This is a genomic window from Dietzia sp. 2505, assembly GCF_040546785.1.
GTDB lineage: Bacteria > Actinomycetota > Actinomycetes > Mycobacteriales > Mycobacteriaceae > Dietzia.
The window spans coordinates 75661-99118 of the sequence record NZ_JBEPON010000003.1; the positions used below are offsets into that span (position 1 = coordinate 75661).

A 23458-nucleotide genomic window follows, 5' to 3' on the forward strand; every position below is an offset into this window, starting at 1 on the left:
GGCGCGGCGTCTAGCCTCACCGGACATGGGCACAGTCATGATCACCGGCGCCTCCCGCGGGATCGGCGCGTCCACGGCCAGGGCACTCGAGGCCGGTCACGAACTGATCCTGGTGGGCCGCGACACCGACGCGCTGGCGTCGGTGGCACGCTCCTGCAGGTCCGCCCGGATGGTGACCGCGGATCTCACGACGGTCGACGGGGTGTCGTCGGTCACCGAGGGGGTCGCCACCCTCGACGGGGTGGTCCACTGCGCCGGGGTGGCCGAGCTCGGGCGGATCGATGAGTCGGACGCCGCCGAGTGGCGTCGCGCGTTCGAGGTCAACGTCCTCGCGGTGGTCGAGCTCACCCGGGTGTTGCTCCCGGCGCTCCGCGCGGCCCGCGGCCACGTCGTCGTCATCAACTCCGGTGCCGGGACCACCGCCAAGCCGGGCTGGGGCTCCTACAGCGCCTCCAAGTTCGCGCTCCGCGCCGTCACCGACACGCTCCGCGGCGAGGAACCGGCACTGCGCGTCACCTCGATCCATCCGGGGCGGGTGGCCACCGACATGCAGCGGGCGATCGTCACCGCCGAGGGCGGGGAGTACGACCCGTCGGCCCACCTCAGCCCGGACTCCGTGGCCACCGCGGTGCGCCACGCCCTCGACTCGGGACCCGACGCCCACCCGACCGAGGTGGTTCTGCGACCTCGGCGTCGCTGAGTTCCCCTCGACCCGGTGGGCACGCGCGCGATCCCACCGCCGGACTGCTGCGCATGTCGTAACGTCCAGCACCATGGTCGGCACCGACACCCCGCTGCGCATCACCGTCATCGGTGCGGGCGTGGTCGGGTGTTATCTGGGCGGCAGGCTCGCCCGCCACGCCGACGTGACCCTGGTCGGGCGCCCCCATGTCCTCGACCCGATCCGCGCGGTCGGACTCACCGTGGAGTCCGGTGAGGGTGTGGAGGACCGCCTCCACGTGCCCGCCGAGGCGCTCACCCTGACCGAGACGCCGGGAGCCGTGCGACGCTCGGACGTGGTGCTCGTGTGCACCAAGGCGGGCTCCACCGCCTCCGCCACCGCCGAGTTCGTCCCCTTCCTGCGTCCGGGATCCCTGGTGGTGGGCCTGCAGAACGGGCTGCACTCGGCCGATCTGATCCGCGAGGGCGTGGACTCGACACAGGTGATCGCCGGGGTGATCCCCTTCAACGTCGCGCGGACCGGACCCGCCACCTACCGCCGGACCAGCACCGGGGAGATCCGGATCGCCGAACATCCCCTCGCCACCCCGCTCCTCCGCGTGATGGAGGAGGCCGATCTCCGGGTCCGCGCGACCGACGACATCCAGGCTGTGCTGCACGGCAAGGTCCTGCTGAACATGAACAACGCGGTCCAGGCACTGTCCGGCCTCCCGCTGCGGACAGAACTGCTCGACCGGGACCTGCGCAGATGCGTCGCGCTCTGCCAGGCCGAGGCCAACCGGGTCTTCACCGCCGCCGGAGTGGTGTCCCGGGTACCCATCGCGGTACCCGCCGGCATGCTGCCGGCCGTCATGCGGCTGCCCACCCCGGTGTTCCGCAGGCTCGCCAGGGCGGTCATGCGGGTCGACGCCGACGGGACGTCGTCGATGCACGACGACCTGGTCCGGGGCCGACCGACCGAGATCGACATCCTCCAGGGGGAGGTGGTGCGGATGGGCAGGTACCTCGGGGTCGAGACGCCCGTGTGTGCGCACATGGTCGAGTTGGTGCACGAGGCCGAACGGGCCGGGCCCGACCGCCGCCGGTGGACCGGCAAGGCACTCCTCGCGGAACTCCAGCGGGCGCGGCGACGCGCTCGACGGCTGGCCCGGTTGCAACTCTAGGACAAGGGGCGACCAGGGTCGGCACGTCAGGGCGACGTGCGCCGCAGGAGCTCGGCGTGCCGGTCCGCCGGGGTGCGGCGCGGGCATCCGGCGCACTTGTCTCCCGCGGTCGCCACGTAGATCAGGCAGCAGGACCCTCGACGCACGAACCGCCGGGTGCCGCCCGGCCCCTCGACGTCGACGTAGCGGACCGGCAGCAGCGGCGGGCGGACGACGTCCCGGGCCAGCTCGCAGCCACGGGCGGGGTCGCCGACGGCGCGGCCGGCATCGAGCGCCCTGCCGGCGATCGAGTCCGAGGCGATCGCCCACAGCGCGCGGGGCGCCGCCCCGGAGACCTCCGCGAGTGGGGCGATCACCGCCTCGTGCGCCTCCCGCAGGCCCTGTGCGAACGCGGTCACGGACGTCAGCAGGCGGTCCGAGCGCGCGGCCCGGATATACCCGTTCGCCTGCAGGGACACCGTCAGTCGGTCCGGCCGGGGGTCGGGAGCGACACCAGAGGTGAGGAGCATCGTCAGTGGCGCGGCGACCAGCGACGAGCTGGCCGAGTACCACCAGAGGGTGGCGTTCACCCTCGGATCGTCGTGCGCCCACCGTCGCCCGGTGTCCGCCACGCGCGCCGCGAGCCAGCGAGGGTCGGTCAGCATCGAACCGGGAAGGACCTCGGGGCCGTGCTCGACGGTCCGGGCGAACTCTCCGAGCGGTGCCGCGATCCGGGCGTACGCCCCGGCGGGGTCAGTCATCGGCGAGCCCCCAGACGTCCAGTGTGCGGCCGCCGCCCGGCCCCGGCCGCACCTGCCCGCGGACCCTGAACACCTCGGCCAGAAGGGCGGGATCGAGCACCTCCTCGGGCGCACCGGTCGCCACCACCCGGCCCTCGTTCAGGACCACCATCGCGTCGCAGTACTCGGTGGCCATCCGCAGGTCGTGAAGCGTGAGCAGCACCGCCAACCCGCCTGCGGCCAGCTCCCGCAGCAACGCCAGGACCGACAACTGCTGGTGCAGGTCGAGGTGGTTGGTGGGTTCGTCCAGCAGGAGCACCTCCGGCTGCTGCGCCAACGCCCGGGCGATCGACACCCGCTGCCGTTCGCCCCCCGACAGGGCCAGGACGTCGCGGGTGGCCAACCCGGCCAACCCCACACGGTCGAGCACGGTGTCCACCACGTCGGCGTCGTCGGTCCCGAACGGCTCGAACAGCCCGCGCGTCACGGTTCGTCCGAGCCGCACCGACTCCCGGACCATGATGCCCCCCAGCGAGACCGGCTCCTGGGTGCTCACACCCACCGTGCGCGCCAGGGTCCGCCGGCGGAGTGAGGTGATGTCGTCGCCGTCGAGGCGCACCAGTCCGGCCGTCGTGGGCAGTGCCCGGTAGCAGGTGCGCAGCAGGGTCGTCTTGCCACTGCCGTTGGGGCCCACCAGCGCCGTGACCCGTCCGGGCGCGATGGTCAGGTCCACCCCGTCGAGGATCCGGCGTCCCCCGAGCTCGGTGGAGACGTCGGCCGCGGTCAGCGTGGTCATGTCGCCGACTTCCCGTAGCGCCGCCACAGCATGACCAGGAACACCGGCCCGCCCACGATCCCCGTGACCACGCCCACCGGGAGTTCGGCACCGTCGCTGACGGATCGGGCCGCGATGTCGGCCAGCACCAGGGCCACCGCGCCGAGCACCGCGGCCGTCGGCAGGAGCCGGGCCGACGTGCGCCCGGTGAGGTATCCGGCGAGATGCGGGATGAGCAGTCCGATGAACCCGATGGTCCCGGACACCGCCACCGCCCCGGCGGTGAGCATCGAGACCAGCAGCAACATGAGCAACCGGAACCGCGGGACGTTCATGCCCATGGCCGTGGCCCCGTCGTCGCCGGTCAGGAGGAGATCCAGGTGGCGGCTCGACAGCATCACCAGGACGCCCGCGACGGCGAGAATCGCAGCCGGGGCCAGGAGCATGGTCCACCCGGCGTCACCGAACCCGCCGGCCAGCCAGCGCATGACGGTGCCCAGTTGGTGGTCGTCGCCCAACACCAACAGCGTGAACGTGTTGAGCGCGCCGAACATCATCGTCAGGGCCGCCCCCACCAGAACGATCGCCGTGGTGTCGTGCGCGCGACGAGCCACCAGGACCACCCCGGCCAGCGGCAGCAGGGCGCCGAGAAAGGCGGCCATCGGGAGCGTGAAGACACCCCACATCCCGGCCCCCACACCCAGGACGGTCAGGACCACGACGCCGAAGCCGGCCCCGGACGACACCCCCAGCAGGTACGGATCGGCCAGCGGGTTGCGCGTGACCGCCTGGGCGACGCCTCCCGCCACCGCGAGGGACGCGCCGACCGCCGCCGCCATCAGCGACCTCGGCAGCCGGGACTCGATCACGATCGCCTCGCGGGCCTCGGACCACCACGGGGTGAAGGAACCCGGGGCCACACGGTGGGCGACGATCGCCCAGACGTCGCCGAGTGGGATGGACACCGACCCCAGGGAGACCCCCACCGCCACGGACAGGGCGAGGAGGCCCAGTAGCGGAGCGAGGACCAACCCCAGCGGCCGCCTGTCGCGGCGCGGTTCCGTGGTGCGGGCCTGTGACGGGGGGCGGGGCTGCGACGGGGGGCGGGATGCTTCCGCGCGGCGGTTCGGAGCCGACGGGGGGTCCGGAACCGTTGCCCCCGTGCCACGTGCGCTGCGGCCCCCGTCGTGGACGACTGTCGCCACCTCAGCGCCCGAAGGCGTCGGGGTGGAGCTCGCGGGCGATGGTCTCCACCGACGTCGCCATCCGGGAGCTCTCGAAGAAGTCGGCGAGGGGGACCACCACGATGCGGTCGTCGCGGATCGCCGGCGTCGTGGACATGATGGGCTGGTTGCGCAGGTAGGCGATCTTGTCCTCGGCGCTGGTGGCGCCGTAGTCGAGCACCACGATCGCCTCCGGCCGGCGCTCGCCGAGGATCTCCCACGTGGTCTTGAGGTAGGGCCGGTCGCCCTCGATGAAGATGTTGTCGGCTCCCGCGTACTCACCGATCAGCTGGCCGATGCCGACGCCGCCGATCGTCATCGGCTCCGCCTCGCCGCTGTCGTAGAAGAACGTCGGGGTCCCCGAGATGCCGGCCTCGTCCAGGGTGGCGCGGACCGACTCGATCCGGTCGACGATGCCCTCGGTGAGCTCCTGCGCGCCCTCCTCCAGCCCGAGGACCCGACCCAGCTGGGAGAAGTCGGTCTCGAGCATGGAGACGTCCGGGAACCCGTCGCCGCAGTACTCGGAGAACAGGAAGGTGTCGATACCCGCCGCGTCGAGGGCGTCCCGGCTGCGGCCCTCCTTCTCGTCGAACGCGCTGCGCATGCCGGCCACCACCAGGTCCGGCTCCAGATCGATGATCTGCTCCCAACTGGGGTACTCCTCGGCGAGCCCGGGTATCCGCTCCATCTCCTCGGCCACCTCGGGCAGGACGTCCTCGCGGTTCCCGTACCCGCGGCCGACGATCCGGTCCCCCGCACCCATCTGGATGAGGGTCTCCGTGACGTGGGCGTTCATCGTGATGATCCGCTCGGGCGGGGCGTCGAACGTGGATTCACGCTCACAGTTGGTGATGGTCACCGGCTCGGCGAACACCGCCCCGGAGGCGGTGCCCTCCTGCGCCTCGCCGCGGGAGCAGCCCGCGAGGGTGACCCCCGTGACGAGCAGCGCGGCGAGCGTGATGGTGGACCTGGACTGGCGACGGAACATGATCAGACCTCGGATCGTGTCGTGTTGCCCACGAACACACGAGACCCGCAGGTGGGCAGCCGTCGACGCCGGCGGCCGACCGTGCAGGACTCCGGATCGCAGACCTCGGCGATGGACGGAAGTCGCGAACCTCCGGGCAGGTAATCGGGCTCGTCGTCACCGAGGTGACGACACACCGTTGCGGGTCAGCGCCGGATTCTCACCGGTCTTCCCCTGCGTATCCGGAGATCAGCAAGTCGTGATGTCAGTATGCACAGTCGTAGCGGGAATGGTGAGGGCACCTCCCGGCAACTGTGCGCACGGGGAGGGGGTCTACTCGTCGTACCCGAGGGAGAACGCCGCCTCGAGGTCGTGCTTGGACAACGCACGGAACGCGATGTGCGTCTCTGTGTCCACCACGCCCGGGACCTTGTTCAGGCGGTCGGAGACGATGTCGGCCACCTCCTCGTTGCGGCGGGCCCGCACGAGCACGATGAGGTCGATGGTGCCCGTCACCGAGTACACCTCGGAGACCCCGTCGATCTCGGCGATCGCCTCGGCGACCTCGGGGATGCGCGCCGTCTCGGCGTGGACGAAGACGATGGCGGTGATCATGGCCTGAAGGGTAGTCCAGTCGCGCGACCCCGGCTCAGCGCATGTTCTCCGGGGTCCAGTACGCGCGCATCGAACGGATCTTGCCCTGTTCGTCGTGGGTCATCAGGTCCCACACGTTGATGGTGGCCTTGGAGTCGGCGTCGAAGTGGGTGGTGATCTCGAAGTTGAACAGCAGGTCGTCGCCGCACACCCGCGCCTCGATCACCTCGCCGTCGATCTTCATGGCCACCACGGACGAGTAGAACTCCCGGATCGCCGCCTTGCCCTCGTGGACGGTGCCGCCCCCGACCGGGTCCTCGACCGTCGCGTTCTCGGCGTAGAGGTCCATCACGGCCTCGAGATCGCCGGCGACCAGCCCGGCGATGTAGGAGTCTGCGGTGGCACGGATCTGCTCGGGGGAGGCACTCACGACGGTGGCCCTTTCGGTATGACGGCGAGACACCTCGAGCCTAGAACGTGTTCTCGAATAGGGCGCTCGTACCTCGGAATCGAAAAGAAATATGTGACTTGCGCCACACCCGTAGTGGGCCTACGCTCCGTTCACCAGACATCAGGACGTCCATCCGGCCCGGGAACGGGGTACGCCATGTCCACACGGAACGTCTCGGCCAAGGGTTCGGACGAGGAGTCCTTCCACACCGGCCGGGTGGTGATCATCTCCCTGGTCGCCGCGCTCGGCGGCTTCCTCTTCGGCTTCGACACCGCCGTCATCAACGGCGCCGTGGACGCCGTCCAGGAGACCTTCGGGATGAACGCCGGCCTCACCGGGTTCGTCGTCTCCTCTGCCCTGCTCGGGTGCATCGCCGGCGCGTATCTCGCGGGCCGCCTCGCCGACCGCTGGGGGCGCACGCGCGTCATGGTCCTGGCCTCGGCGCTGTTCACCGTCAGCGCGATCGGATCCGGGCTCGCCTTCGGCCCCTGGGATCTCATCCTGTGGCGGGTGGTCGGTGGCCTGGGCGTCGGTGCGGCCTCCGTCATCGCGCCGGCGTACATCGCCGAGGTGGCCCCGCCCTCGATCCGCGGCCGCCTCGGGTCCCTCCAGCAGCTCGCGATCGTCTCCGGCATCTTCGTCGCCCTGCTCTCCGACGCCTGGCTGGCAGCCGTGGCCGGTGGCGCGATCGAGGAACTGTGGTTGGGGATCCAGGCCTGGCGCTGGATGTTCCTCACCGAGCTGGTCCCCGCCATCACCTACGGCGTGCTGGCGCTCATGATCCCCGAGTCGCCCCGCTACCTGCTGGCCAAGGGGCTGGTCGGCGAGGCGAGAGACGTCCTGCGCACCATCCAGTCCAGCGGCGTCGACAACCGCATCAAGGAGATCCGAGCGACGGTCCGCGAGGACAGGAAGCGGTCGTGGCAGGACATGCTCACCCCGAGCGGCAGGAACCTCCTGCCGATCGTGTGGATCGGCATCGTGCTGTCCGTCTTCCAGCAGGCCGTGGGCATCAACGTGATCTTCTACTACTCGACCTCCCTCTGGCAGTCGGTCGGCTTCACCGAGGCGGATGCGCTCACCCAGACCGTCATCACCTCGGTCACGAACATCGTCGTGACGATCGTGGCCATCGCGCTGATCGACAAGATCGGGCGTCGCAGGCTGCTCATGACGGGATCAGTGGGCATGACCGTCTCGCTCGCGGTGATGGCCCTGATGTTCAGCACCGCCACGATGGGTCCGGGGCCCGACGGCGAAATGGCTCCCCAACTCGCTGATACCCAGGGGCTGGTCGCGCTGATCGCCGCCAACGGTTTCGTCGTGTTCTTCGGCATGTCCTGGGGACCGGCGGTGTGGGTGCTGCTCGGCGAGATGTTCAACAACCGCATCCGCACGGCGGCGCTCGGCCTGGCCGCGGCCGCCCAGTGGCTGGCGAACTTCGCGGTCTCCACCGCGTTCCCGCCGATGGCCGAGTTCAGCCTGACGTTCACCTACGGTTTCTACGCGGTGTCGGCGCTGCTGTCCTTGCTGTTCGTGGCCAAGTTCATCCCCGAGACCACCGGCCGCTCGCTCGAGGACATGGAGTAATCCGGCCCCCGCGCCCTCTCCGCCGCCCCCCGCCCAGCCAGGCCCGTCGCCAAGAGCGTTCCGCACACATCGGCCGAGAAAGGGGTGCGCGGAACGCTCTTCTCGATGTGGGGCGGGCAGCGGGGCGAATGGCCCGGCACGGGCCGATCAGGCCGCGTCGTCGGGCGTCCGCACCGGGCAGAACAGGTCGGTGCGCAGGGTCGCGGGATCGATGTCCGGCGAGGGTTCGGTGACGTACGACTCCCAGAACGGACTCGCCGGAGCGCGCCCCAGGGATCCGATCTCGCCCATGAACTCCTGCCACGCCTCGCCCAGCCCGTCGTAGGAGCCGAGGTGGCTCGTCACGGCGACCTGGCCGGCCGGGAGCTCGGAGGCCACCACGCGCATCCCGCCGGAGTCCTCCGCCTCCCCGCCGACCCCCTCGGGCAACGGCTCGGCCAGCGGGAAGCCGATCTCCAGGTCCGCCATGGGTTCCGGCTCCTCGGTGATCCTCGTGTACAGCGCGAACGCGGCGGCAGCCGGCGTCACCCCCGCGGCGAACAGCGCCGGGAACGCCGCGCCGAACGCCGAGTCGAAGAACTCGCTGATGGTGGCCATGGGCACGTCCGTCGCCCGGACGACCGCCGTGGGTACCGCGGGCACCGTGAACAGGCGGACTCCGTCCGCGGGCTCCGGGCCGAGGTCGGGGTATCCGGGGGGCGGACCGTGCGGCTGGTCCCGGGGCGGGACCGGGGATGACGACGACATGGTGAGTCCTCCTCGGGCGGCGATGCTGCTGCACATTGTGCTCCTGTCCCCGGCGCCCGGGAAGGGGTTCCGGTCAGCCACGGTGGCGGGCGCGGTGGAGTCGAGGGCCCGGCGACATAGCGGACCCGGGGGCGTGGTGGTGGTCACGAGGAGTGCACCCGCGCAGCCGCGCGGGGACAATGAGGGCATGTCGACATTTCGCCTCCGCACCCCGGACCGCACCCTCGATCTGGGCGAGTTCGACAACGCCCAGGAGGCGCTCGAGCACGCCGTGACGCTGCAGCCCGACGCCCGGCCTGTCAACGGCGACCTCCAGGTGTTGGTCGGCGACGAATGGCACGAGGTGGCCACGGAGGGGGACATCTCGTGACCCCGGCCGGCTCCGGATCGGTCACCCAGTGCGCCACCTGCGGGGTCGAACGGGCCGAGCCGCTGCCGGAGGTGTGTCCGATCTGCGCCGATGAGCGCCAGTTCGTCCCCGCCGGGGGCCAGCGGTGGACCGACCCCGAGGCCTCGGCGGCGCGCGGCGCGCGCATCGAATTCATCGAGCGTGAGGCGGACGTGATCACCCTGGTCCACCGGGACTGTCCCGGGATCGGTCAGAAGCCGGCGCTCATCCGAACCGACCACGGGAACGTGATGGTCGAGGCGCCGAACCACATCAACGAGGAGGCCGTCGCGGCGGTGCGCGGATGGGGTGGCATCTCCGCCCTCATCGCCTCCCACCCACACATGTACGGAGTCCAGTCGCTGTGGTCGGCCGCGTTCGACGACGCCCCCGTCTACATCTCCGCACCGGACGAGCACTGGCTCGGCCTGCGCCCCCGCAACACCGTGGTGTGGGGCGGCGGCCACCGGGGCGAGGAGATCGAGATCCTGCCCGGGGTCCGTGCCTCACAGCCCGGCGGCCACTTCCCTGGCAGCGCGGTGGTCCACTGGACTGCGCGCGACGGCCGGGGGGTGCTGTTCACGGGCGACACCATCGGCACCGTCGCCGATCCGCGTTGGGTCACGTTCATGCGCTCGTTCCCCAACTGGATGCCCCTGTCCGGCGCGGTGGTCCGGCGCATCGCCGACCACGTCTCGCGCTACGACGTCGACCGGATCTACGCGAACTTCGGCGGATGCGTCCCCCGCGACGCCGGCGCCGCCGTCCAACGGTCGGCCGAGCGGTACGCCAGGTGGGTCGACGGCGAGTACGACCACCTGACCTGAACAGCACGTCGGCGGCTCCGACGACGCCACGACCGCCGGAGTGTGTCGGGGCGCGGCGCTAGCATCTCATCGTGGAGTTCCACCCGGAAGGCCTGATCCTCAGCCTCGCGGTGCTCGCCCCGTCTCTGCTGTTGGCGCGTTTCCCGCCTCGGGAGCCGCTCCCGCGGTCATCGGTGCCCGGCCCGGTGCGCTGGATCGAGCGCGCCGGCCAGGCCCTGTGCCTGGTGGTTCCGGCGGTGGGGGCCTCGGGCACGGTCGTCTGGTGGTGGGGCGTTCCCGCGATCTCCGCGCTGATCGCCTACTACGCCCTGTGGGCGCGGTACCTGGCGACGGGTCGCCGCGCCGTGTCCCTGTACTGGTGGCGCCGCGTTCCCGCCCCGATGGCGATCCTGCCGGTCGTGGTGTTCCTCGCCGCCGCGGGCTGGCTGAGCAGTCCGTGGATCGCGGCGGCTGCCGTCGTACTCGCCGTGGGCCATCTCCCGGTCTCCCTGAGTGCGGCGCGGGCTGTGCGGGAGGCCGTGTGAGCGACACGGGGGTGGAGTTGTGGTGGCTACCGGTCGGCGCCGGGGGGCACGTGGCGATCCATACGAGCCGCTGGTGGGAGCTGTATCGCGCACGTCGAGAACACCGCCCCGGACGGCCGCTGTTCCACGCCGCGCTGGAGGTCTTCACCGAGCGCGGCCGCCATGTCATCGAGATGGCGCCGGCCTGGGGACCGCTCAGCGGATCGAGCGGGGTCGTGGCCACCGGTCCGGTGGGTCTGCCCTGGCTGGGCCGATCGCGCCTGTTCCGCTACGAGGTCCGCTGCCTGCTCGGGGGCGAGATCCCCGATCGCGCGTGGGCGCCCGCGCCACCGACCGTGTTGCCGCTCGCTGCTCCTCAGGCGGACGGGTTGCTGAGGCGTGTGGCCGAGGTCCCGCGGCACACGTGGGGACGCGATGCGACGGGAACGGGCGAGATGTGGAATTCGAACTCGCTGGTCTCCTGGCTCCTCCAGACGTCCGGGATCGACGCGGCGGGGTTGGGTCCGCCGGACCACGGCCTGGCGCCCGGGTGGGCGTCAGGCATCGCGGCCGCGCGGTCCGCCGGATCGGGGTCCGAGCCGGGCCCGCACCGCGACTGACTCCCGGGTCGGTAGCCGGGCCTGAGGAGTGCGCGGTGTCCGGAGGTCAGGCGTCCGCGACGGCGGTCTCCGCGATCCGCCACAGTCGCTCGGCGATCTCGGGGTCCGAGGCCTCGGCGCTCCGGCCGATGAGCGTGGGCATACCCCTGAGGTTCCGCAGCCCGTCCGGACCGGTGTAGCTGCACGGCGGTAGCGGCCGGGTGGCGGCGAACATCGTGGTGAGCGCCGCCTGGGACGCAGGCTGGGCGAACACCGAGCAGACACGGGTGATCACCGTGTCGACCACGGCGTTCCCGCTGGAGTTGGTGATCCCGGTCGCCGCCCACCCGGGGTGCGTGAGCTGAACGTCGACCCCCGCCACCGCGGCCTCGGCTCGTCCGTCCCGCAACCGCCGGTCCAGCGCGAGCCCCCACAGCATGTCGCCGAGTTTGGACTGGGCGTAGGCCGCCGCGGGGGTCCACCGGCGTCGGCGGAAATGGGGGTCGTCGAAGTCGAAGCTCGCGGCCTTGTGCGCGTTGGACCCGACGATCACCACGCGGCGGCGCACACCCGGGAGGACGAGGTTCGTGAAGAGGAACGGTCCGAGAACGTTGACGCCCAACAGCATCTCGACTCCGTCGGCGGTCTCGCGGCGTCGCGGCGTGATGGCCCCGGCGTTGTTGACCAGCACGTCGATCGGCTCGGGCTCCCCGCCGCGCAGCTCGTCGGCAGCTCGTCGCACGCTCTCGAGCGACGCCAGGTCCAGCTCGACGACCCGCGACGGGCCCGGGAGCGAGTCCGCGACCTCGCGACCCCGCACGGTGTCGCGCACCGCGAGGACCACCCGGGCGCCGCGGCCCGAGGCGGAGCGGGCGGTCTCCAGACCGACGCCGCTGGTCGCCCCCGTAATGAGCCAGGTCTGGCCGGTGAGGTCCGGGATCTCGATGCTCGTGTGTGCCACGGGTCACAGGCTACGTGCCGCGAGGCGCCCGTCAGTGGCGCTCTCGAGCGGCATGGCGAGCCGACCCGATCCGCCGTGGCGTCGACACGGCCCGGTTTATCCTCCGCTCATGCGCTCCTTCGCCACCCGCTCCCGTCGTCCGCTGGCCGCGGCGATCGCGGCCCTCGTCGTCGTCTCCTCCGCGGTCCTCGCGCCGGCCACCGCCTCCGCCCAACCGGCACCGCGGTGGTCCGGACTGGACACCCGCCAGTGGGATCGCCCGATCCCGGCGCCCGGCGTCACGGCGGCGACCGTGCCGCTGGATCCCTCGCTCTCGCTGCCGGAGGCCGGGCGGGCGGTGCGCTCGGCATACGGCACGATCGACCAGCACGGGGGCCCCGCGATCGCGACGTCGGCGGTGTTCCTCCCCCACGGCACTCCCCCGCCGGGCGGCTGGCCGGTGGTGGCCTGGGCACACGGGACCACCGGGCTCGGCGACGACTGCGCACCGTCGACCCACCCGCGCTCCGATCGCGACGCCGAGTACCTGGGGCACTGGCTGCGGCAGGGGTACGCGGTGGTGGCCGCGGACTACGTCGGGCTCGGGACGCCGGGCCTGCTCAGCTATCTCAACGGGCAGGTCGCCGCCCGGGGGATCATCGACTCCGTCAGTGCCGCCCGGGCCGACGGGCTCCCCCTCTCCCCCACGTGGGCCCTGGTGGGGCAGTCGCAGGGAGCGGGGGCCGCGCTGGTCACCGCCACCCGGGCCACCGAGCTGGGGGCGCCCTCGGGACTGGACTTCCGCGGCGTCGTGGCCACCGGTGCGCCGGCCAACCTCGAGCACCTCTTCCAGTGGGGCGGACCGGGCTTCCCTCCGGTGCCCCTGCCCACCGGCCTCAACCTCTACGCCTTCTACATCCTCGCCGGCCTGCGTGAACAGCACCCCGAGTTCGAGCTCGACCAGTTCCTCACCCCGCGAGGCCGCCAGATGGTCGACGCCGCCGAGCACCTCTGTTACGAGGACATGCGGGCGGCGGTGGGCGATTTCCAGATCTCCCAGGCGCTCACGCGGCCGGTCACGGACATCCCGGACGTCTTCGGCCATCTCCGGCGGTACATGGGGACCCCGGCCACCGGATACGACCGACCGGTGTTCCTGGGCCAGGGCCTGCTCGATCTGGACGTGCCCGCACCCTCCGCCCTGTCGCTCGCGGCGGAGATGACCCTGAACCGCCAACCACTCGAGTTGCAGGTGTATCCGGACAGGGACCACAGCGGAACGGTCTATGCGGCGACGCCGGACGCCACCGCGTTCCTGGACCGGGTCATGGACTGATCACCATTCCGCAGTTGGACACGCCGTCAACATGCCGTTCTGCATCGGGCGCGGCAGGGACCGGTCGGAGCCACATCAACGATGTGACGGATTCCACAATCGTTATCTACTTGTCACATGAGAATTTCCGAGTAGAGTCCACGCCATCGCCGCGCGGGGATGTTCAGGGACTCCCCGCGCGGCTGACTTAATTTCGAGGCCGCCCGCATTTCGGCCGAGGCGACCGACTCTAGAACGTGTTCTAGTATCGTGGGACCCATGAGCTCTCTCGACTTCGAGTCCACCAGCAGGACCCTCACCGCCGGCCGCTTCGAGCTGCACTTCCACGAGGCGGGGGAGCAGAGCGTGACGGAGCCGGAGAGCACGGTCCCGGTCCTGTTCCTCCACGGCTCCGGCCCGGGCGTCACCGCGTGGTCCAACTTCTCCGGCAACTTCCCCGTCTTCGCCGAGCGCTTCCACACGATCCTGCTGGACATGCCGGGCTTCGGCAGGAGCTCGGACCTCGAGTGGGAGAAGGCCTACCCGCTGATCGCCGCCGAGGCGATCGACGCGTTCTGTGAGGCCAAGGGCATCGAGAAGGTCGACATCATCGGCAACTCGATGGGTGGGAACGTCGCCTGCGAGACCGCCCTGGCCTACCCCGGCCGCGTCCGCAAGATGGCGCTCATGGGCCCCGGAGGCCTGGCGGCACCGCTGTTCACCCCCGAACCCAGCGAGGGCTCGCGCCGCCTGTTCGACTTCCTGGCCTCACCCTCCGACGAGTCCATGGCCGCCTGGGTCGACACGATGGTCGGCAACAAGAAGGTCGTCTCCGACGAACTGATCCGCGCGCGGACCGAGGCCGCCACCGCCCCCGGTGCCGTCGAGCGGATGTACGCGATCTTCGGATCGATCCTCAAGCCCGAGAACGCCTACACGCCGCTCTATGCGCGGGCCTCCCAGATCCGCCAGGAGACGCTGCTCATCTGGGGTCGCGACGACCGCATGCTGCCCTACGAGCAGGCGCACTTCGCGTTCCGGCAGCTCCCCCGCGCCGAGCTCCACGCCTTCTCGCGCTGCGGCCACTGGGCGATGATCGAGCAGAAGGACAAGTTCGAGCGCCTGGTGATCGACTTCCTGCTCAACTGACCCGCTAGCCTCGGGGCATGAGCGAGTCGCCGCAGCCCGACCAGCCCGCCGTGGACCGGACCGGGCCCGACGCGCACGCGACCGTGGACCCTCGGACCGGCGAGGTCCTGTCCTGGAAGAGCACCCCGGTCGCGATCGTCCTGCTCGACCGTCCCGCACCGGGCCACCGCGAGGTCGGCGACCTCCTCGCCGAGATCTTCGAGGGCTCCTACGAGGTCGATCCCGGGACGGATGATGATCCCGCGACCGGCGTGTCGGTCGAGGACGTCACGGTCGTCGCCACCCCGCTCGACCTCCCCGTGGCCGACGGCGAGGCGTCCCGGTACACCGAGAACCTGGCCATCTGGAACGGCGGGGAGGGTGTGGTGGACACCCATCGGTCCCAGGTCGTCGTGGCCGCCTTCCGCCTCGGCCCGACAGGCGACGACGGCGAGCCGGGCGAGCCCGAGTACCTGGACCCCAGACTCGAGACGCTCCGGTGCGAACTCGCGGTGGCCACGGTCACCGCCGCCTTGACCGCCCTGCCCGGCGCGATCGCGGTGAGCGTCGGCGGCGCGGCCACCACCCTGCCGGCCGGCCCCTACCGCGATCTGGTCGCCGGCAACCCGCTCCCGGTGCCCGCCCTCGTCGGGGTGCGGGCGGGCATGCAGTCCGAGACCACCTCGTGCGTCTACACCAGCGGGCTCGGTCGCTTCGGCCGACTGGACATGGAACGGCTCGACGTCGCCGGGCCCCCGGGCGCCCTCTACGGACAGATGTGCGACCTGGTCGCGTACTCGCTGGGCTCGGGCACCGTGTTCCAGCCCGGCCAGGCCCTCGAGGTGGGCGGGCCACAGCCTCTGCTCACCAGCGTCGAGACCTCCCCGTTCACCGGGCAGCAGGTCCTGCGCCTCACGCCCGGCTGAGCGCGAACCCGGCGTCAGGGTCGCCGGTTGGTGGTCCGCTCCACCACCAACCGCGTGGTGGCCGCGAGCTGGAACGGCCGGACGACGGGCTCGATGCGGCTGGTCAGCCGTTCCTTCTTGAGCCTGGCGATCACGCTGCGGACCAGCTCGGGCAGGGGAGTGCCCGAATGGTCGACCAGCGGGTAGATGCGGACCTCCGGGGCCACCCGCGCCATCTCGACGATCGCGTCGACATGATCGGCCGTGCTCATCCGGTCCGCGTAGGTGAACAGCAGGTGGGAGCACAGGACGAGGTCGGCCGAGTCGGAGGCCAGCGGCAGATCCGGGAGGGCGCCGGCGACGTACCTGCCGGGGGCCGCGTCGAGGTCGGCGAGCATCGACTCGGCCGCGGTCCGGCGGACGGATTCGTGTCCGACCACGCCACCGCGGACGTCCCAGTCGTAGTCGAGGTCCCGGGAGTGGAAGTGGGCGAGCGATCGATCCAGGTCCGCGAGCACGCGTTCCCTCAGGTCGCCGCCACCGAGCGCGTACTGCGGGTCCACCGCGATCGCGTCCCCGCCCGCGGCGCAGATCTCCGCCACGGCGCTGGCCGCCCCGCCCGGGCAGTCGACGATCCGCCCACCCAGGTCCGCGTCGTCCAGATCGAACATGTCGGTGTACTCCCCCAGCGAGCGGGCGCTCACCAGGACGTCCGATTCCGACAGCGGTAGGTGGATGGTTCGGGGACTTGCGGTCACCTGGACGTTCTCCTCGATCAGGTCGGGTTGAGCCGGTCTCGGCCGTGGTCTTCCGGGGCCGAACCGTGGTCCGGTGTGGACCGTGCTCCCGACTGATGATCGGCCCACCCGTTCCCGGTGGGTCCGTGACGCGCGTACTACGCCGAGGTGGCGTGGGCGGAGTGGGCGGCGCGGATCCACAGGGGTTCGCATCGCCAACACATGAGCACGTCGTTCTGCACGGCGTCACGGTAACAGCGGCCTCCGACAGGGGCCACCGATCCGATCTCGGTGCACCGAACCCTGGGGTGCGGCCCCGACGTGACGTGCACCACCAGCAAGACGGACACACGTTATAGTTTTGTCCAGCGCGGCATGCACGCTGAGCCGTTCCGGCAGCACCGAAATGGGAGTACACGTGAGAACACCGTCATCGGACCGGGCCGCCGCCCGCGGCCTGTCCCCTCTCGCCGGGGCCCTCGCGCTCGGCCTGGTCGTGGCCCTGGCGCCGGGTCTCGTGACCGGCGCGGCCCCGGTGGCCGCCGCGCAGGGTTCGTCCGACCAGGGTTCGTCCAACGCCCCGGACCGGACGGAGTTCTACATCCCGCCGGCGGAGCTGCCCGCGGTCCCCGGCACGGTGATCCGCAGCGAGCCCATGGGCATCACGCCGAGCGTGCCGGACCTCGTCGCGGGCGGTGCGCTGTCCGCCGACGCCCAGCGGATCATGTACCGCTCGACCGGCGCGGCGGGCGGGCCCATCGCCGTGACCGGCACGTACCTGCAGCCCAAGGCCCCGTGGACCGGCCCCGGCCCGCGTCCGCTCGCCGTGGTCACGCCCGGCACGCAGGGTCAGGGCGACCAGTGCGCGCCCTCGAAGTCCATGGAGGTCGGGCTCAGCGCCCAGACGGCCCCGCTCTCGATGGCGGCGGGGTACTCGCTGATCGACGCGTACTCCATGCTCGCCGAGGGCTTCGCCGTCGTCGTCACCGACTACGAGGGCCTGGGCACGCCCGGCCACCACCCCTATGTCAACCGTGACTCCCAGGGCCGCTCGGCCCTCGACGCCGCCCGCGCCGCGGTGCGCTTGGCCGGGACCGACCTCGCGCCCGACTCGCCCACGGTCGTGAGCGGATACTCCCAGGGCGGAGGCGCGGCTGCAGCCGCCGCCGAGATGCAGCCGCAGTACGCACCGGACCTCAACCTGGTGGGCGTCGCCGCCGGCGCCCCGCCGTCGGACATGCTCGGCACCCTCGACCGCGTCGACGGCGGCGTCCTCACCGGGGCCGTCGGGTACGCCATCAACGGGATCCTGCAGGTGCACCCCGAGCTGCGTCCCGCGTTCGACCGCCAGCTCAACGACGAGGGTCGGCGCATGCTCGAGGTGACCTCGACGCAGTGCGTCGCCGAGACCGCGTTCGCCTACGGCCTGCGCCGGACCAGCGAGTTCACCGCGCACGGCAACTCGCTGGCCGATGCCGCCCGGTCCGAGCCCGAGATCCTGAGGGTGCTGGAGAGCTACAACCTCGGCGCGGTGGCCCCCACGGTCCCCGCGCTGGTCCTGATCGGTCGGAACGACGACGTGGTCCCCCACGACACAGCGGTCGACCTGGTCCGCGAGTGGTGCGCCCAGGGCGCCACGGTCGAGCTACGCACGGCCGAGCTACCGGCTCTGGCGCCGGGGTTGGTGGTCGACCACGCCCTGCCGATGCTGGCCGAGCGCGGCACCAACGCGCGGTACCTCATGGACCGGGTGCACGGCCTACCGGCCCCGAACTCCTGCGGCACCGTCTGACACCGGCCCACGCGAGGGGCCCGCCGGGTGGCGGGCCCCTCCGTCGTCCGTCAGGGCAGGTTGTGGTGGAAGGCCTGCTCCTGCGCGAGGCGGTCGATCCGCCAGCCCTCTGCGGTCCGGACGAACCCGAGCACGTACCAGAGCCCGTAGAAGAACACCTGCTGGTCCTTCTCCTCCACGGGCCCCAGGGCCATCGGGTTGAAACACATGCAGCGTCCGGTCGCGGTGTCGCCGTCCAGGGTCACCGCGAGATTGCCCATGAGGTGCTGGGTGGACGCGAAGATCGGCAGCATCTCCGCCAGCCAGGTGCGCACCGCCGGATAGTCGTCCGCGGGGCCGCCCGAGGCCTCGTAGCTCACCGTGGCGTCCGGGGTGAACACCCTGTCCAGTCCGTCGAAGTCACGGGCGTCGATACAGGTCGCGTACCTGGTCACCAGGTCCTGGAGGTCCCAGCGATCGGACAGCTCGACCAGTGTTCGACTCATGCCCACTAGGCTAACGTGGCCCGCATGCAGTTCGAGCAGGAATCCCGCGCCCGCCAGGCGATAGAGCAGCTCAAGTACCGGTACTGGCGGGCCTGCGACGCCAAGGACCCGGAGGGATTCCGGGCGTGCTTCGTCGCCGAGGGCGGCCTCCTGGACTTCGGCCCGCTCGGCCGCACCGACCCGGACACGATGGTCGGGATCTTCCGCCAGATCGCACTGGCCACCGCCTCCGACGGCGGCCCCCGCATCCTCGACATGCACCACGGCCTCATGCCCTCCATCTCTGTCGAGGACCCGGCCGACGGTGGCGCACCGCGGCGCGCCACCGGCACCTGGACGCTGCAGTTCCGTCAGGTGGATCGGGAGAACGGCACCGAGTCCCTCTCCACGGGCGAGTACTCGGATGTCTACGTGGTGGAGAGCGGTCGCTGGGTGATGGCCGAGTGTCTGTTCTCCCCGGGGTGGTCGGTCACGCGCTCTCTCGACAGCGCGACCGTGACCTTTCCCGAGGTCCACACCGTCCACCCCGACCAGACGGCGGCCGCGACCGCCGGGGCCGACTCGTGACCGCGCGCGTCGCCCTGGTCACCGGCGCCAGCCGCGGCGTCGGCAAGGGTGTGGCCACCGCGCTCGCCGACGCCGGATGGACCGTGTACGTCACCGGACGCTCGGCCGAGCGACTGCAGGCCACGGTCGACGCCGCGTCCGGCGCCTCCGGCCGGGTACTCCCCCTCGAGTGCGACCACGGCCGGGACGACGAGATCGTCGCCGTCGTCGCCCGCATCGTCGCCGACACCGGGCGCCTGGACCTGCTGGTCAACAACGTGTGGACCAACCCTAAGGGCTTCATGGGCTTCACCGGGAAGTTCTGGGAGCGGCCCGCCGGCGACTGGGACGCACTGATGGGGATCGGGCTGCGCGCGCACTACGTCGCCAGTTGCGAGGCCGCCAAGGTGATGGTCCCGCAGGGGTCGGGCCTGATGGTCAACATCTCGTCCTTCGGGTCGCGCTCGCCGTTCCACACCGTGCTCTACGGGATGAGCAAGACCGCCCTGGACAAGATGGCCTCGGACATGGCGCACGAGCTCGCCGGGACCGGCGTGTCCACCCTGTCGCTGTGGCTCGGCCTCATCCGCACCGAGCTCATCCTGTCGCTGGGGATGGATGACTTCAACGGCTTCCCCCTGGACCGTGCCGAGGACCCGACCTTCGTCGGCCGCGTGATCGCGGCCCTTGCCGAGGATCCGGCGCTGCCGACGCTGAGCGGGTCCACGATCATCACCGCCGAGTACGGTCGCGAGCACGGGGTGACGAACGACGACGGCGAGGTTCCGCTGTCGCACCGGGGCGCCTTCGGCGGAGGCCCGCTCTTCCCACCTGTGACGGACGAGGAGCTGGGGATCACGACGGTCGACGAGGTCGCCGCGGCCGGCGGACACAACGGATTCGTGGGGAGCTAGCGATGTCTGCACCAGAGTTCGACGACCCGATCGAGCGCCTCGAGCGCAACGAGCGCCAGGCCAACGAGGCCATCCGCTACGTCCTGCTCTCCGCCTCGGCCGTCGTCATCTTCGCGGTGGCGCTCGTCGCGCTGGGCGGGGGCATCGGCGAGGAGTGCACGGAGCCCGGCGGCACGTGCCTGACCCAGGACCGCGTCGAGGTGGTGCTCCTGCCGTTACTGCTGTCGGTGGCATTGTCCGTGACGGCGGGCGTCAAGACCTACCGGCGATGGCAGCAGCACATCCGGTGGCGCCCGTGGCTCTTCGCCAGCTACGCCATGTGGATGATCACCACCACCTACCTGATCGGCTCGTCCTCCGCGGTGTTCGTGCAGGTGGGCTGACGTCTCATCCCGGCAGGGAACTCACCCCGGCCGGTCCGCGTCAGGGGACGATGTTGACCATCTTGCCCGGCACCACGATGACCTTCTTCGGGGTTGCGCCCGCGAGGTTGGCCTGGACCTTCTCGTCGGCCAGGGCCGCGGCCTCGACCTCGGCCGGTGAGGCGTCCGCCGCGACGGTGATGCGCGAGCGCACCTTCCCCTTGATCTGCACCGGGTACTCCACCGAGTCCTCGGCCAGGTAGGACTCGTCGTGCTCGGGGAACGGGCCGTGCGCGAGCGACCCGGTGTGCCCGAGCCGCGACCACAGCTCCTCGGCCACGTGCGGGGCGACGGGGGCGACCATCAGCACCAGAGGTTCGACGACCGACCGCGGCGCTCCCGGACCCTCGGTCGGGTAGGCCTTGGTGAGGTGGTTGACGTACTCGATGAGCTTGGCGATCGCGGTGTTGTCGCGCAGCCCCGCGTAGTCGTCGCGGACCCCGGCGATGGCCTTGTGCAGCGCCTTGAGCACATCCTGCGGCGGCTCCTCCTCGGTCACCCGGGCCTGTCCGGTCGACTCCTCGATCACCACGCGCCACAGCCGCTGCAGGAAGCGGTGCGCCCCGACGACGTCCTTGGTGGCCCAGGGCCGTGAGGTGTCGAGCGGGCCCATGGACATCTCGTACACGCGCAACGTGTCGGCGCCGTATTCGTCGCAGATCTCGTCGGGTGAGACGGAGTTCTTGAGCGACTTGCCCATCTTGCCGTACTCCTGGAACACCTCGGGGGCGTCGGGGGAACCGTCCAGGTAGAACTTCCCGTCCCGCTCCTCTACGTCTGCAGCGGGCACGTAGACCCCGCGTGCATCGGTGTACGCGAACGCCTGGATGTACCCCTGGTTGAACAGCCTGCGGTAGGGCTCCTCGCTGGTCACGTGACCGAGGTCGAACAGGACCTTGTGCCAGAACCGCGAGTACAGCAGGTGCAGCACGGCGTGTTCGACTCCGCCGACGTAGAGGTCCACTCCCCCGGGGTCGCCCTCGCCGTGGATCTCGGGCCGCGGGCCGGTCCAGTAGCGCTCGTTCTCGAGCGCGCACAGCTCGTCCGGGTTCGTGGGGTCGATGTAGCGCAGCTGGTACCAGCTGGAGCCGGCCCAGTTGGGCATCACGTTGGCGTCGCGGGTGTAGGTCTGCACGCCGTCGCCGAGATCCAGCTCGACGGTCATCCACTCGGTGGCCTTGGCCAGCGGCGGGGAGGGCATCGAGTCGGCGTCGTCGGGGTCGAAGGACACGGGCTTGTAGTCCTCGACCTCGGGCAACTCGACGGGCAGCATCTCGTCGGGCAGCGCGTGCGGGACGCCGTCGGAGTCGTAGACCACGGGGAACGGCTCGCCCCAGTAGCGCTGGCGGGCAAAGAGCCAGTCCCGCAGCTTGTACTGGACGGTCCCCTCACCGGTGCCCTCGCCCTCCAGCCAGGCGATGGTCGCGGCCTTGGCCTCCTCCACGCCCAGACCGTCGAGCGACAGCCCGCGCTCGTTGGTCGAGTTCACCGCCACGCCGTCGCCCGCGTACGCCTCGGTACGCACGTCCAGTTCGCGCCCGTCGGCCGGCGCGACCACCTGCACGATCGGCAGACCGAAGGCCGTGGCGAACTCGTGGTCGCGGGAGTCGTGGGCGGGCACGGCCATGATCGCGCCGGTTCCGTAACCCATGAGCACGTAGTCGGCCACGAACACCGGGACCTGCTCGCCGTTGACCGGGTTGACGGCGTAGGCGCCGGTGAAGACGCCGGTCTTGTCCTTGTTCTCCTGGCGCTCCAGATCGGACTTGGTGGCGGCCCGGCGGCGGTACTCCCGCACGGCCTCGGCCGGCGACGGGTGTCCGCCGGTCCAGCGCTCGTCCAGCTGGCCGCGCTCCCCGGTTTCCGGCCAGAACGGCCCGGCCAGCTCGTCGACCAGCGGATGCTCGGGCGAGAGCACCATGTAGGTGGCACCGAACAGGGTGTCGGGGCGGGTGGTGAACACCTCGATGGACTTCTCCGCCACGGCGAAGCGCACGCGCGCGCCCTGCGAGCGGCCTATCCAGTTGCGCTGCATGGACTTGACCTTGTCGGTCCAGTCCAGACGGTCCAGGTCGTCGACCAGCCGGTCGGCGTAGGCGGTGATCCGCATCATCCACTGCGAGAGGTTCTTGCGGAACACGGGGAAGTTGCCGCGCTCGGAGCGGCCCTCGGCGGTGACCTCCTCGTTGGCCAGCACGGTGCCCAGCCCGGGGCACCAGTTGACCTGGGAGTCGGACAGATACACCAACCGGTGCGAGTCGAGGACCTTCTCCTGCTCGCCCGCGGTCAGGTCGGACCACTCCCGTCCGGCGAACCCGGCCGGCAGCGGGCGGGCACCGGAGACGAACTGCTCACGCAGCTCGGAGATGGGCCGGGCGCGGCCGGTGCGGGTCGGGTGCTCGCCGCCGTCGGTGGTACGGGCGGGGGCGTCCGGGTCATACCAGGCGCCGTGAATCTGCAGGAAGATCCACTGCGTCCAGCGGTAGAACTCAGTGTCGGTGGTGGCCACCACGCGCCTGCGGTCGTGGCCCAGGCCCAGGCGCCCGAGCTGGCGCTCCATGTTGACGATGTTGGCCTCGGTGGTGACCCGCGGGTGCTGGCCGGTCTGCACGGCGTACTGCTCGGCGGGCAGTCCGAACGCGTCATAGCCCAGGGTGTGCAGGACGTTGGTCCCGAGCATGCGGTGGTAGCGCGCGAAGACGTCGGTGGCGATGTACCCCAGCGGGTGACCCACGTGCAGGCCGGCGCCGGACGGATACGGGAACATGTCCTGCACGAAGAGCTTGTCGTCGGGCGGAGGCGACCCGTCGGCGGCCGCGAGGGGGCCGACGGGGTTGGGGGCCTCGAACGTCCCGTGCTCGGACCACTCGCGCTGCCAGCGGGACTCGATCCGGCCGGCGAGGTCGGAGCCGTAGCGGTGGGCGGGCCCGGCCTGTTCGGTCTGCGCGCCGGTGTCCGCCTGCGTCCCGGTGACGGACTGATCTGCGGTGACGGTCTCGTCGCTGCTGCTCACGGTTGTCTGCTCTCCCTGGATCCTCGCCGATGCC

25 protein-coding genes and 1 riboswitch are annotated in these 23458 nt (G+C 71.2%); of the genes, 14 read left to right on the forward strand and 11 right to left on the reverse strand.

Annotation, left to right across the window (positions count from 1 at the left end; genetic code table 11):
• The first annotated feature begins 25 nt into the window (after positions 1-25).
• Together ABIE38_RS07205 and ABIE38_RS07210 are read left to right on the forward strand one after the other, a co-directional pair.
• Positions 26-700, forward strand: coding sequence for an SDR family oxidoreductase (locus tag ABIE38_RS07205; RefSeq protein WP_354054915.1), 675 nt, complete (start codon positions 26-28; stop codon positions 698-700).
• A gap of 73 nt (positions 701-773) precedes the next feature.
• Complete coding sequence (locus ABIE38_RS07210; protein ID WP_354054917.1) at positions 774-1844, forward strand: 2-dehydropantoate 2-reductase; 1071 nt, start codon at positions 774-776, stop codon at positions 1842-1844.
• A gap of 26 nt (positions 1845-1870) precedes the next feature.
• Here the strand turns inward: ABIE38_RS07210 and ABIE38_RS07215 are convergent, their stop codons facing one another.
• From ABIE38_RS07215 to ABIE38_RS07240, 6 genes are all read right to left on the reverse strand, one after another.
• Positions 1871-2584, reverse strand: a complete 714-nt coding sequence (locus ABIE38_RS07215; protein WP_354054919.1) for a hypothetical protein — start codon at positions 2582-2584, stop codon at positions 1871-1873.
• Positions 2577-3359, reverse strand: a complete 783-nt coding sequence (locus tag ABIE38_RS07220) for an ABC transporter ATP-binding protein (protein ID WP_354054921.1) — start codon at positions 3357-3359, stop codon at positions 2577-2579. The genes ABIE38_RS07215 and ABIE38_RS07220 overlap by 8 nt, the downstream gene beginning before the upstream one ends.
• Positions 3356-4369: a FecCD family ABC transporter permease gene (locus ABIE38_RS07225; protein WP_502914741.1), complete on the reverse strand. Its 1014-nt coding sequence runs from the start codon at positions 4367-4369 to the stop codon at positions 3356-3358. The genes ABIE38_RS07220 and ABIE38_RS07225 overlap by 4 nt, the downstream gene beginning before the upstream one ends.
• 175 nt (positions 4370-4544) lie before the next feature.
• Positions 4545-5549 carry an ABC transporter substrate-binding protein gene (locus ABIE38_RS07230; RefSeq protein WP_354054923.1) on the reverse strand — a complete coding sequence of 335 codons (1005 nt, stop codon included), beginning with the start codon at positions 5547-5549 and terminating at the stop codon, positions 4545-4547.
• Positions 5550-5667: 118 nt separating this feature from the next.
• Positions 5668-5789, reverse strand: a riboswitch (cobalamin riboswitch).
• Between the two features lie 72 nt (positions 5790-5861).
• Positions 5862-6143: an Lrp/AsnC family transcriptional regulator gene (locus ABIE38_RS07235; protein ID WP_179523957.1), complete on the reverse strand. Its 282-nt coding sequence runs from the start codon at positions 6141-6143 to the stop codon at positions 5862-5864.
• Positions 6144-6177: 34 nt separating this feature from the next.
• Entirely contained in the window at positions 6178-6552 is a 375-nt protein-coding gene (locus ABIE38_RS07240) for an SgcJ/EcaC family oxidoreductase (RefSeq protein WP_354054925.1), read from the reverse strand.
• 177 nt (positions 6553-6729) lie between these two features.
• Between ABIE38_RS07240 and ABIE38_RS07245 the strand changes: the two genes are divergently transcribed.
• Entirely contained in the window at positions 6730-8163 is a 1434-nt protein-coding gene (locus ABIE38_RS07245; protein ID WP_354054926.1) for a sugar porter family MFS transporter, read from the forward strand.
• 147 nt (positions 8164-8310) lie between these two features.
• Here ABIE38_RS07245 and ABIE38_RS07250 read toward each other — a convergent pair whose 3' ends face one another.
• Positions 8311-8910, reverse strand: coding sequence for a GyrI-like domain-containing protein (locus ABIE38_RS07250; protein WP_354054928.1), 600 nt, complete (start codon positions 8908-8910; stop codon positions 8311-8313).
• Between the two features lie 187 nt (positions 8911-9097).
• Between ABIE38_RS07250 and ABIE38_RS07255 the strand changes: the two genes are divergently transcribed.
• The 4 genes from ABIE38_RS07255 (at position 9098) to ABIE38_RS07270 (ending at position 11248) form a co-directional block, all read left to right on the forward strand.
• A complete protein-coding gene (locus ABIE38_RS07255) occupies positions 9098-9280 on the forward strand; it encodes a tetratricopeptide repeat protein (RefSeq protein ID WP_354054930.1) in 183 nt (60 codons plus the stop codon).
• A complete protein-coding gene (locus tag ABIE38_RS07260) occupies positions 9277-10125 on the forward strand; it encodes an MBL fold metallo-hydrolase (protein ID WP_354054931.1) in 849 nt (282 codons plus the stop codon). Before ABIE38_RS07255 ends, ABIE38_RS07260 begins: the two co-directional genes overlap by 4 nt.
• A gap of 71 nt (positions 10126-10196) precedes the next feature.
• Positions 10197-10649, forward strand: a complete 453-nt coding sequence (locus ABIE38_RS07265) for a hypothetical protein (protein ID WP_354054933.1) — start codon at positions 10197-10199, stop codon at positions 10647-10649.
• Positions 10646-11248, forward strand: a complete 603-nt coding sequence (locus tag ABIE38_RS07270; protein WP_354054935.1) for a hypothetical protein — start codon at positions 10646-10648, stop codon at positions 11246-11248. Before ABIE38_RS07265 ends, ABIE38_RS07270 begins: the two co-directional genes overlap by 4 nt.
• Before the next feature lie 46 nt (positions 11249-11294).
• Here the strand turns inward: ABIE38_RS07270 and ABIE38_RS07275 are convergent, their stop codons facing one another.
• Positions 11295-12188 (reverse strand): SDR family NAD(P)-dependent oxidoreductase, encoded by an 894-nt coding sequence (locus tag ABIE38_RS07275; protein ID WP_354054937.1) that lies wholly within the window; start codon positions 12186-12188, stop codon positions 11295-11297.
• A 109-nt stretch (positions 12189-12297) separates the two neighbouring features.
• Here ABIE38_RS07275 and ABIE38_RS07280 point away from each other — a divergent pair, with 109 nt between their 5' ends.
• The 3 genes from ABIE38_RS07280 (at position 12298) to ABIE38_RS07290 (ending at position 15536) form a co-directional block, all read left to right on the forward strand.
• Positions 12298-13503 carry an alpha/beta hydrolase family protein gene (locus tag ABIE38_RS07280; protein ID WP_354054939.1) on the forward strand — a complete coding sequence of 402 codons (1206 nt, stop codon included), beginning with the start codon at positions 12298-12300 and terminating at the stop codon, positions 13501-13503.
• A gap of 258 nt (positions 13504-13761) precedes the next feature.
• The gene (locus tag ABIE38_RS07285; protein WP_179523966.1) at positions 13762-14631 is read left to right on the forward strand and encodes an alpha/beta fold hydrolase; all 870 of its coding nucleotides are present in this window, start codon (positions 13762-13764) and stop codon (positions 14629-14631) included.
• A gap of 17 nt (positions 14632-14648) precedes the next feature.
• The gene (locus ABIE38_RS07290) at positions 14649-15536 is read left to right on the forward strand and encodes a hypothetical protein (RefSeq protein ID WP_354054941.1); all 888 of its coding nucleotides are present in this window, start codon (positions 14649-14651) and stop codon (positions 15534-15536) included.
• Between the two features lie 14 nt (positions 15537-15550).
• Here the strand turns inward: ABIE38_RS07290 and ABIE38_RS07295 are convergent, their stop codons facing one another.
• On the reverse strand, positions 15551-16273 hold the full coding sequence (locus tag ABIE38_RS07295; protein WP_354054942.1) for a hypothetical protein: 723 nt from the start codon (positions 16271-16273) through the stop codon (positions 15551-15553).
• 397 nt (positions 16274-16670) lie between these two features.
• Here ABIE38_RS07295 and ABIE38_RS07300 point away from each other — a divergent pair, with 397 nt between their 5' ends.
• Positions 16671-18044, forward strand: a complete 1374-nt coding sequence (locus ABIE38_RS07300) for a lipase family protein (protein WP_354054944.1) — start codon at positions 16671-16673, stop codon at positions 18042-18044.
• Between the two features lie 50 nt (positions 18045-18094).
• Here ABIE38_RS07300 and ABIE38_RS07305 read toward each other — a convergent pair whose 3' ends face one another.
• Positions 18095-18529, reverse strand: coding sequence for a nuclear transport factor 2 family protein (locus ABIE38_RS07305; protein ID WP_354054945.1), 435 nt, complete (start codon positions 18527-18529; stop codon positions 18095-18097).
• 24 nt (positions 18530-18553) lie between these two features.
• Between ABIE38_RS07305 and ABIE38_RS07310 the strand changes: the two genes are divergently transcribed.
• Genes ABIE38_RS07310 through ABIE38_RS07320 form a run of 3 tightly spaced genes read left to right on the forward strand, consistent with a single transcriptional unit; the run spans position 18554 to position 20372 of the window.
• Positions 18554-19096 (forward strand): nuclear transport factor 2 family protein, encoded by a 543-nt coding sequence (locus ABIE38_RS07310; RefSeq protein ID WP_354054947.1) that lies wholly within the window; start codon positions 18554-18556, stop codon positions 19094-19096.
• Positions 19093-19989 carry an SDR family NAD(P)-dependent oxidoreductase gene (locus ABIE38_RS07315; protein WP_354054948.1) on the forward strand — a complete coding sequence of 299 codons (897 nt, stop codon included), beginning with the start codon at positions 19093-19095 and terminating at the stop codon, positions 19987-19989. The genes ABIE38_RS07310 and ABIE38_RS07315 overlap by 4 nt, the downstream gene beginning before the upstream one ends.
• Before the next feature lie 2 nt (positions 19990-19991).
• On the forward strand, positions 19992-20372 hold the full coding sequence (locus ABIE38_RS07320; RefSeq protein WP_354054950.1) for a hypothetical protein: 381 nt from the start codon (positions 19992-19994) through the stop codon (positions 20370-20372).
• A 40-nt stretch (positions 20373-20412) separates the two neighbouring features.
• Here the strand turns inward: ABIE38_RS07320 and leuS are convergent, their stop codons facing one another.
• Positions 20413-23424, reverse strand: a complete 3012-nt coding sequence (leuS, locus tag ABIE38_RS07325; protein WP_354054952.1) for a leucine--tRNA ligase — start codon at positions 23422-23424, stop codon at positions 20413-20415.
• Between the last annotated feature and the right edge of the window lie 34 nt (positions 23425-23458).

What these genes read in the sequence shown, in the direction of transcription:
- ABIE38_RS07305 (WP_354054945.1), bottom strand. Translation starts at nt 18,529, where the DNA reads ATGAGTCGAACACTGGTCGAGCTGTCCGATCGCTGGGACCTCCAGGAC.
- ABIE38_RS07285 (WP_179523966.1), top strand. Translation starts at nt 13,762, where the DNA reads ATGAGCTCTCTCGACTTCGAGTCCACCAGCAGGACCCTCACCGCCGGC.
- ABIE38_RS07230 (WP_354054923.1), bottom strand. Translation starts at nt 5,549, where the DNA reads ATGTTCCGTCGCCAGTCCAGGTCCACCATCACGCTCGCCGCGCTGCTC.
- ABIE38_RS07320 (WP_354054950.1), top strand. Translation starts at nt 19,992, where the DNA reads ATGTCTGCACCAGAGTTCGACGACCCGATCGAGCGCCTCGAGCGCAAC.
- ABIE38_RS07205 (WP_354054915.1), top strand. Translation starts at nt 26, where the DNA reads ATGGGCACAGTCATGATCACCGGCGCCTCCCGCGGGATCGGCGCGTCC.
- ABIE38_RS07290 (WP_354054941.1), top strand. Translation starts at nt 14,649, where the DNA reads ATGAGCGAGTCGCCGCAGCCCGACCAGCCCGCCGTGGACCGGACCGGG.
- ABIE38_RS07220 (WP_354054921.1), bottom strand. Translation starts at nt 3,359, where the DNA reads ATGACCACGCTGACCGCGGCCGACGTCTCCACCGAGCTCGGGGGACGC.
- ABIE38_RS07250 (WP_354054928.1), bottom strand. Translation starts at nt 8,910, where the DNA reads ATGTCGTCGTCATCCCCGGTCCCGCCCCGGGACCAGCCGCACGGTCCG.
- ABIE38_RS07255 (WP_354054930.1), top strand. Translation starts at nt 9,098, where the DNA reads ATGTCGACATTTCGCCTCCGCACCCCGGACCGCACCCTCGATCTGGGC.
- ABIE38_RS07310 (WP_354054947.1), top strand. Translation starts at nt 18,554, where the DNA reads ATGCAGTTCGAGCAGGAATCCCGCGCCCGCCAGGCGATAGAGCAGCTC.
- ABIE38_RS07280 (WP_354054939.1), top strand. Translation starts at nt 12,298, where the DNA reads ATGCGCTCCTTCGCCACCCGCTCCCGTCGTCCGCTGGCCGCGGCGATC.
- ABIE38_RS07210 (WP_354054917.1), top strand. Translation starts at nt 774, where the DNA reads ATGGTCGGCACCGACACCCCGCTGCGCATCACCGTCATCGGTGCGGGC.
- ABIE38_RS07235 (WP_179523957.1), bottom strand. Translation starts at nt 6,143, where the DNA reads ATGATCACCGCCATCGTCTTCGTCCACGCCGAGACGGCGCGCATCCCC.
- ABIE38_RS07215 (WP_354054919.1), bottom strand. Translation starts at nt 2,584, where the DNA reads ATGACTGACCCCGCCGGGGCGTACGCCCGGATCGCGGCACCGCTCGGA.
- ABIE38_RS07245 (WP_354054926.1), top strand. Translation starts at nt 6,730, where the DNA reads ATGTCCACACGGAACGTCTCGGCCAAGGGTTCGGACGAGGAGTCCTTC.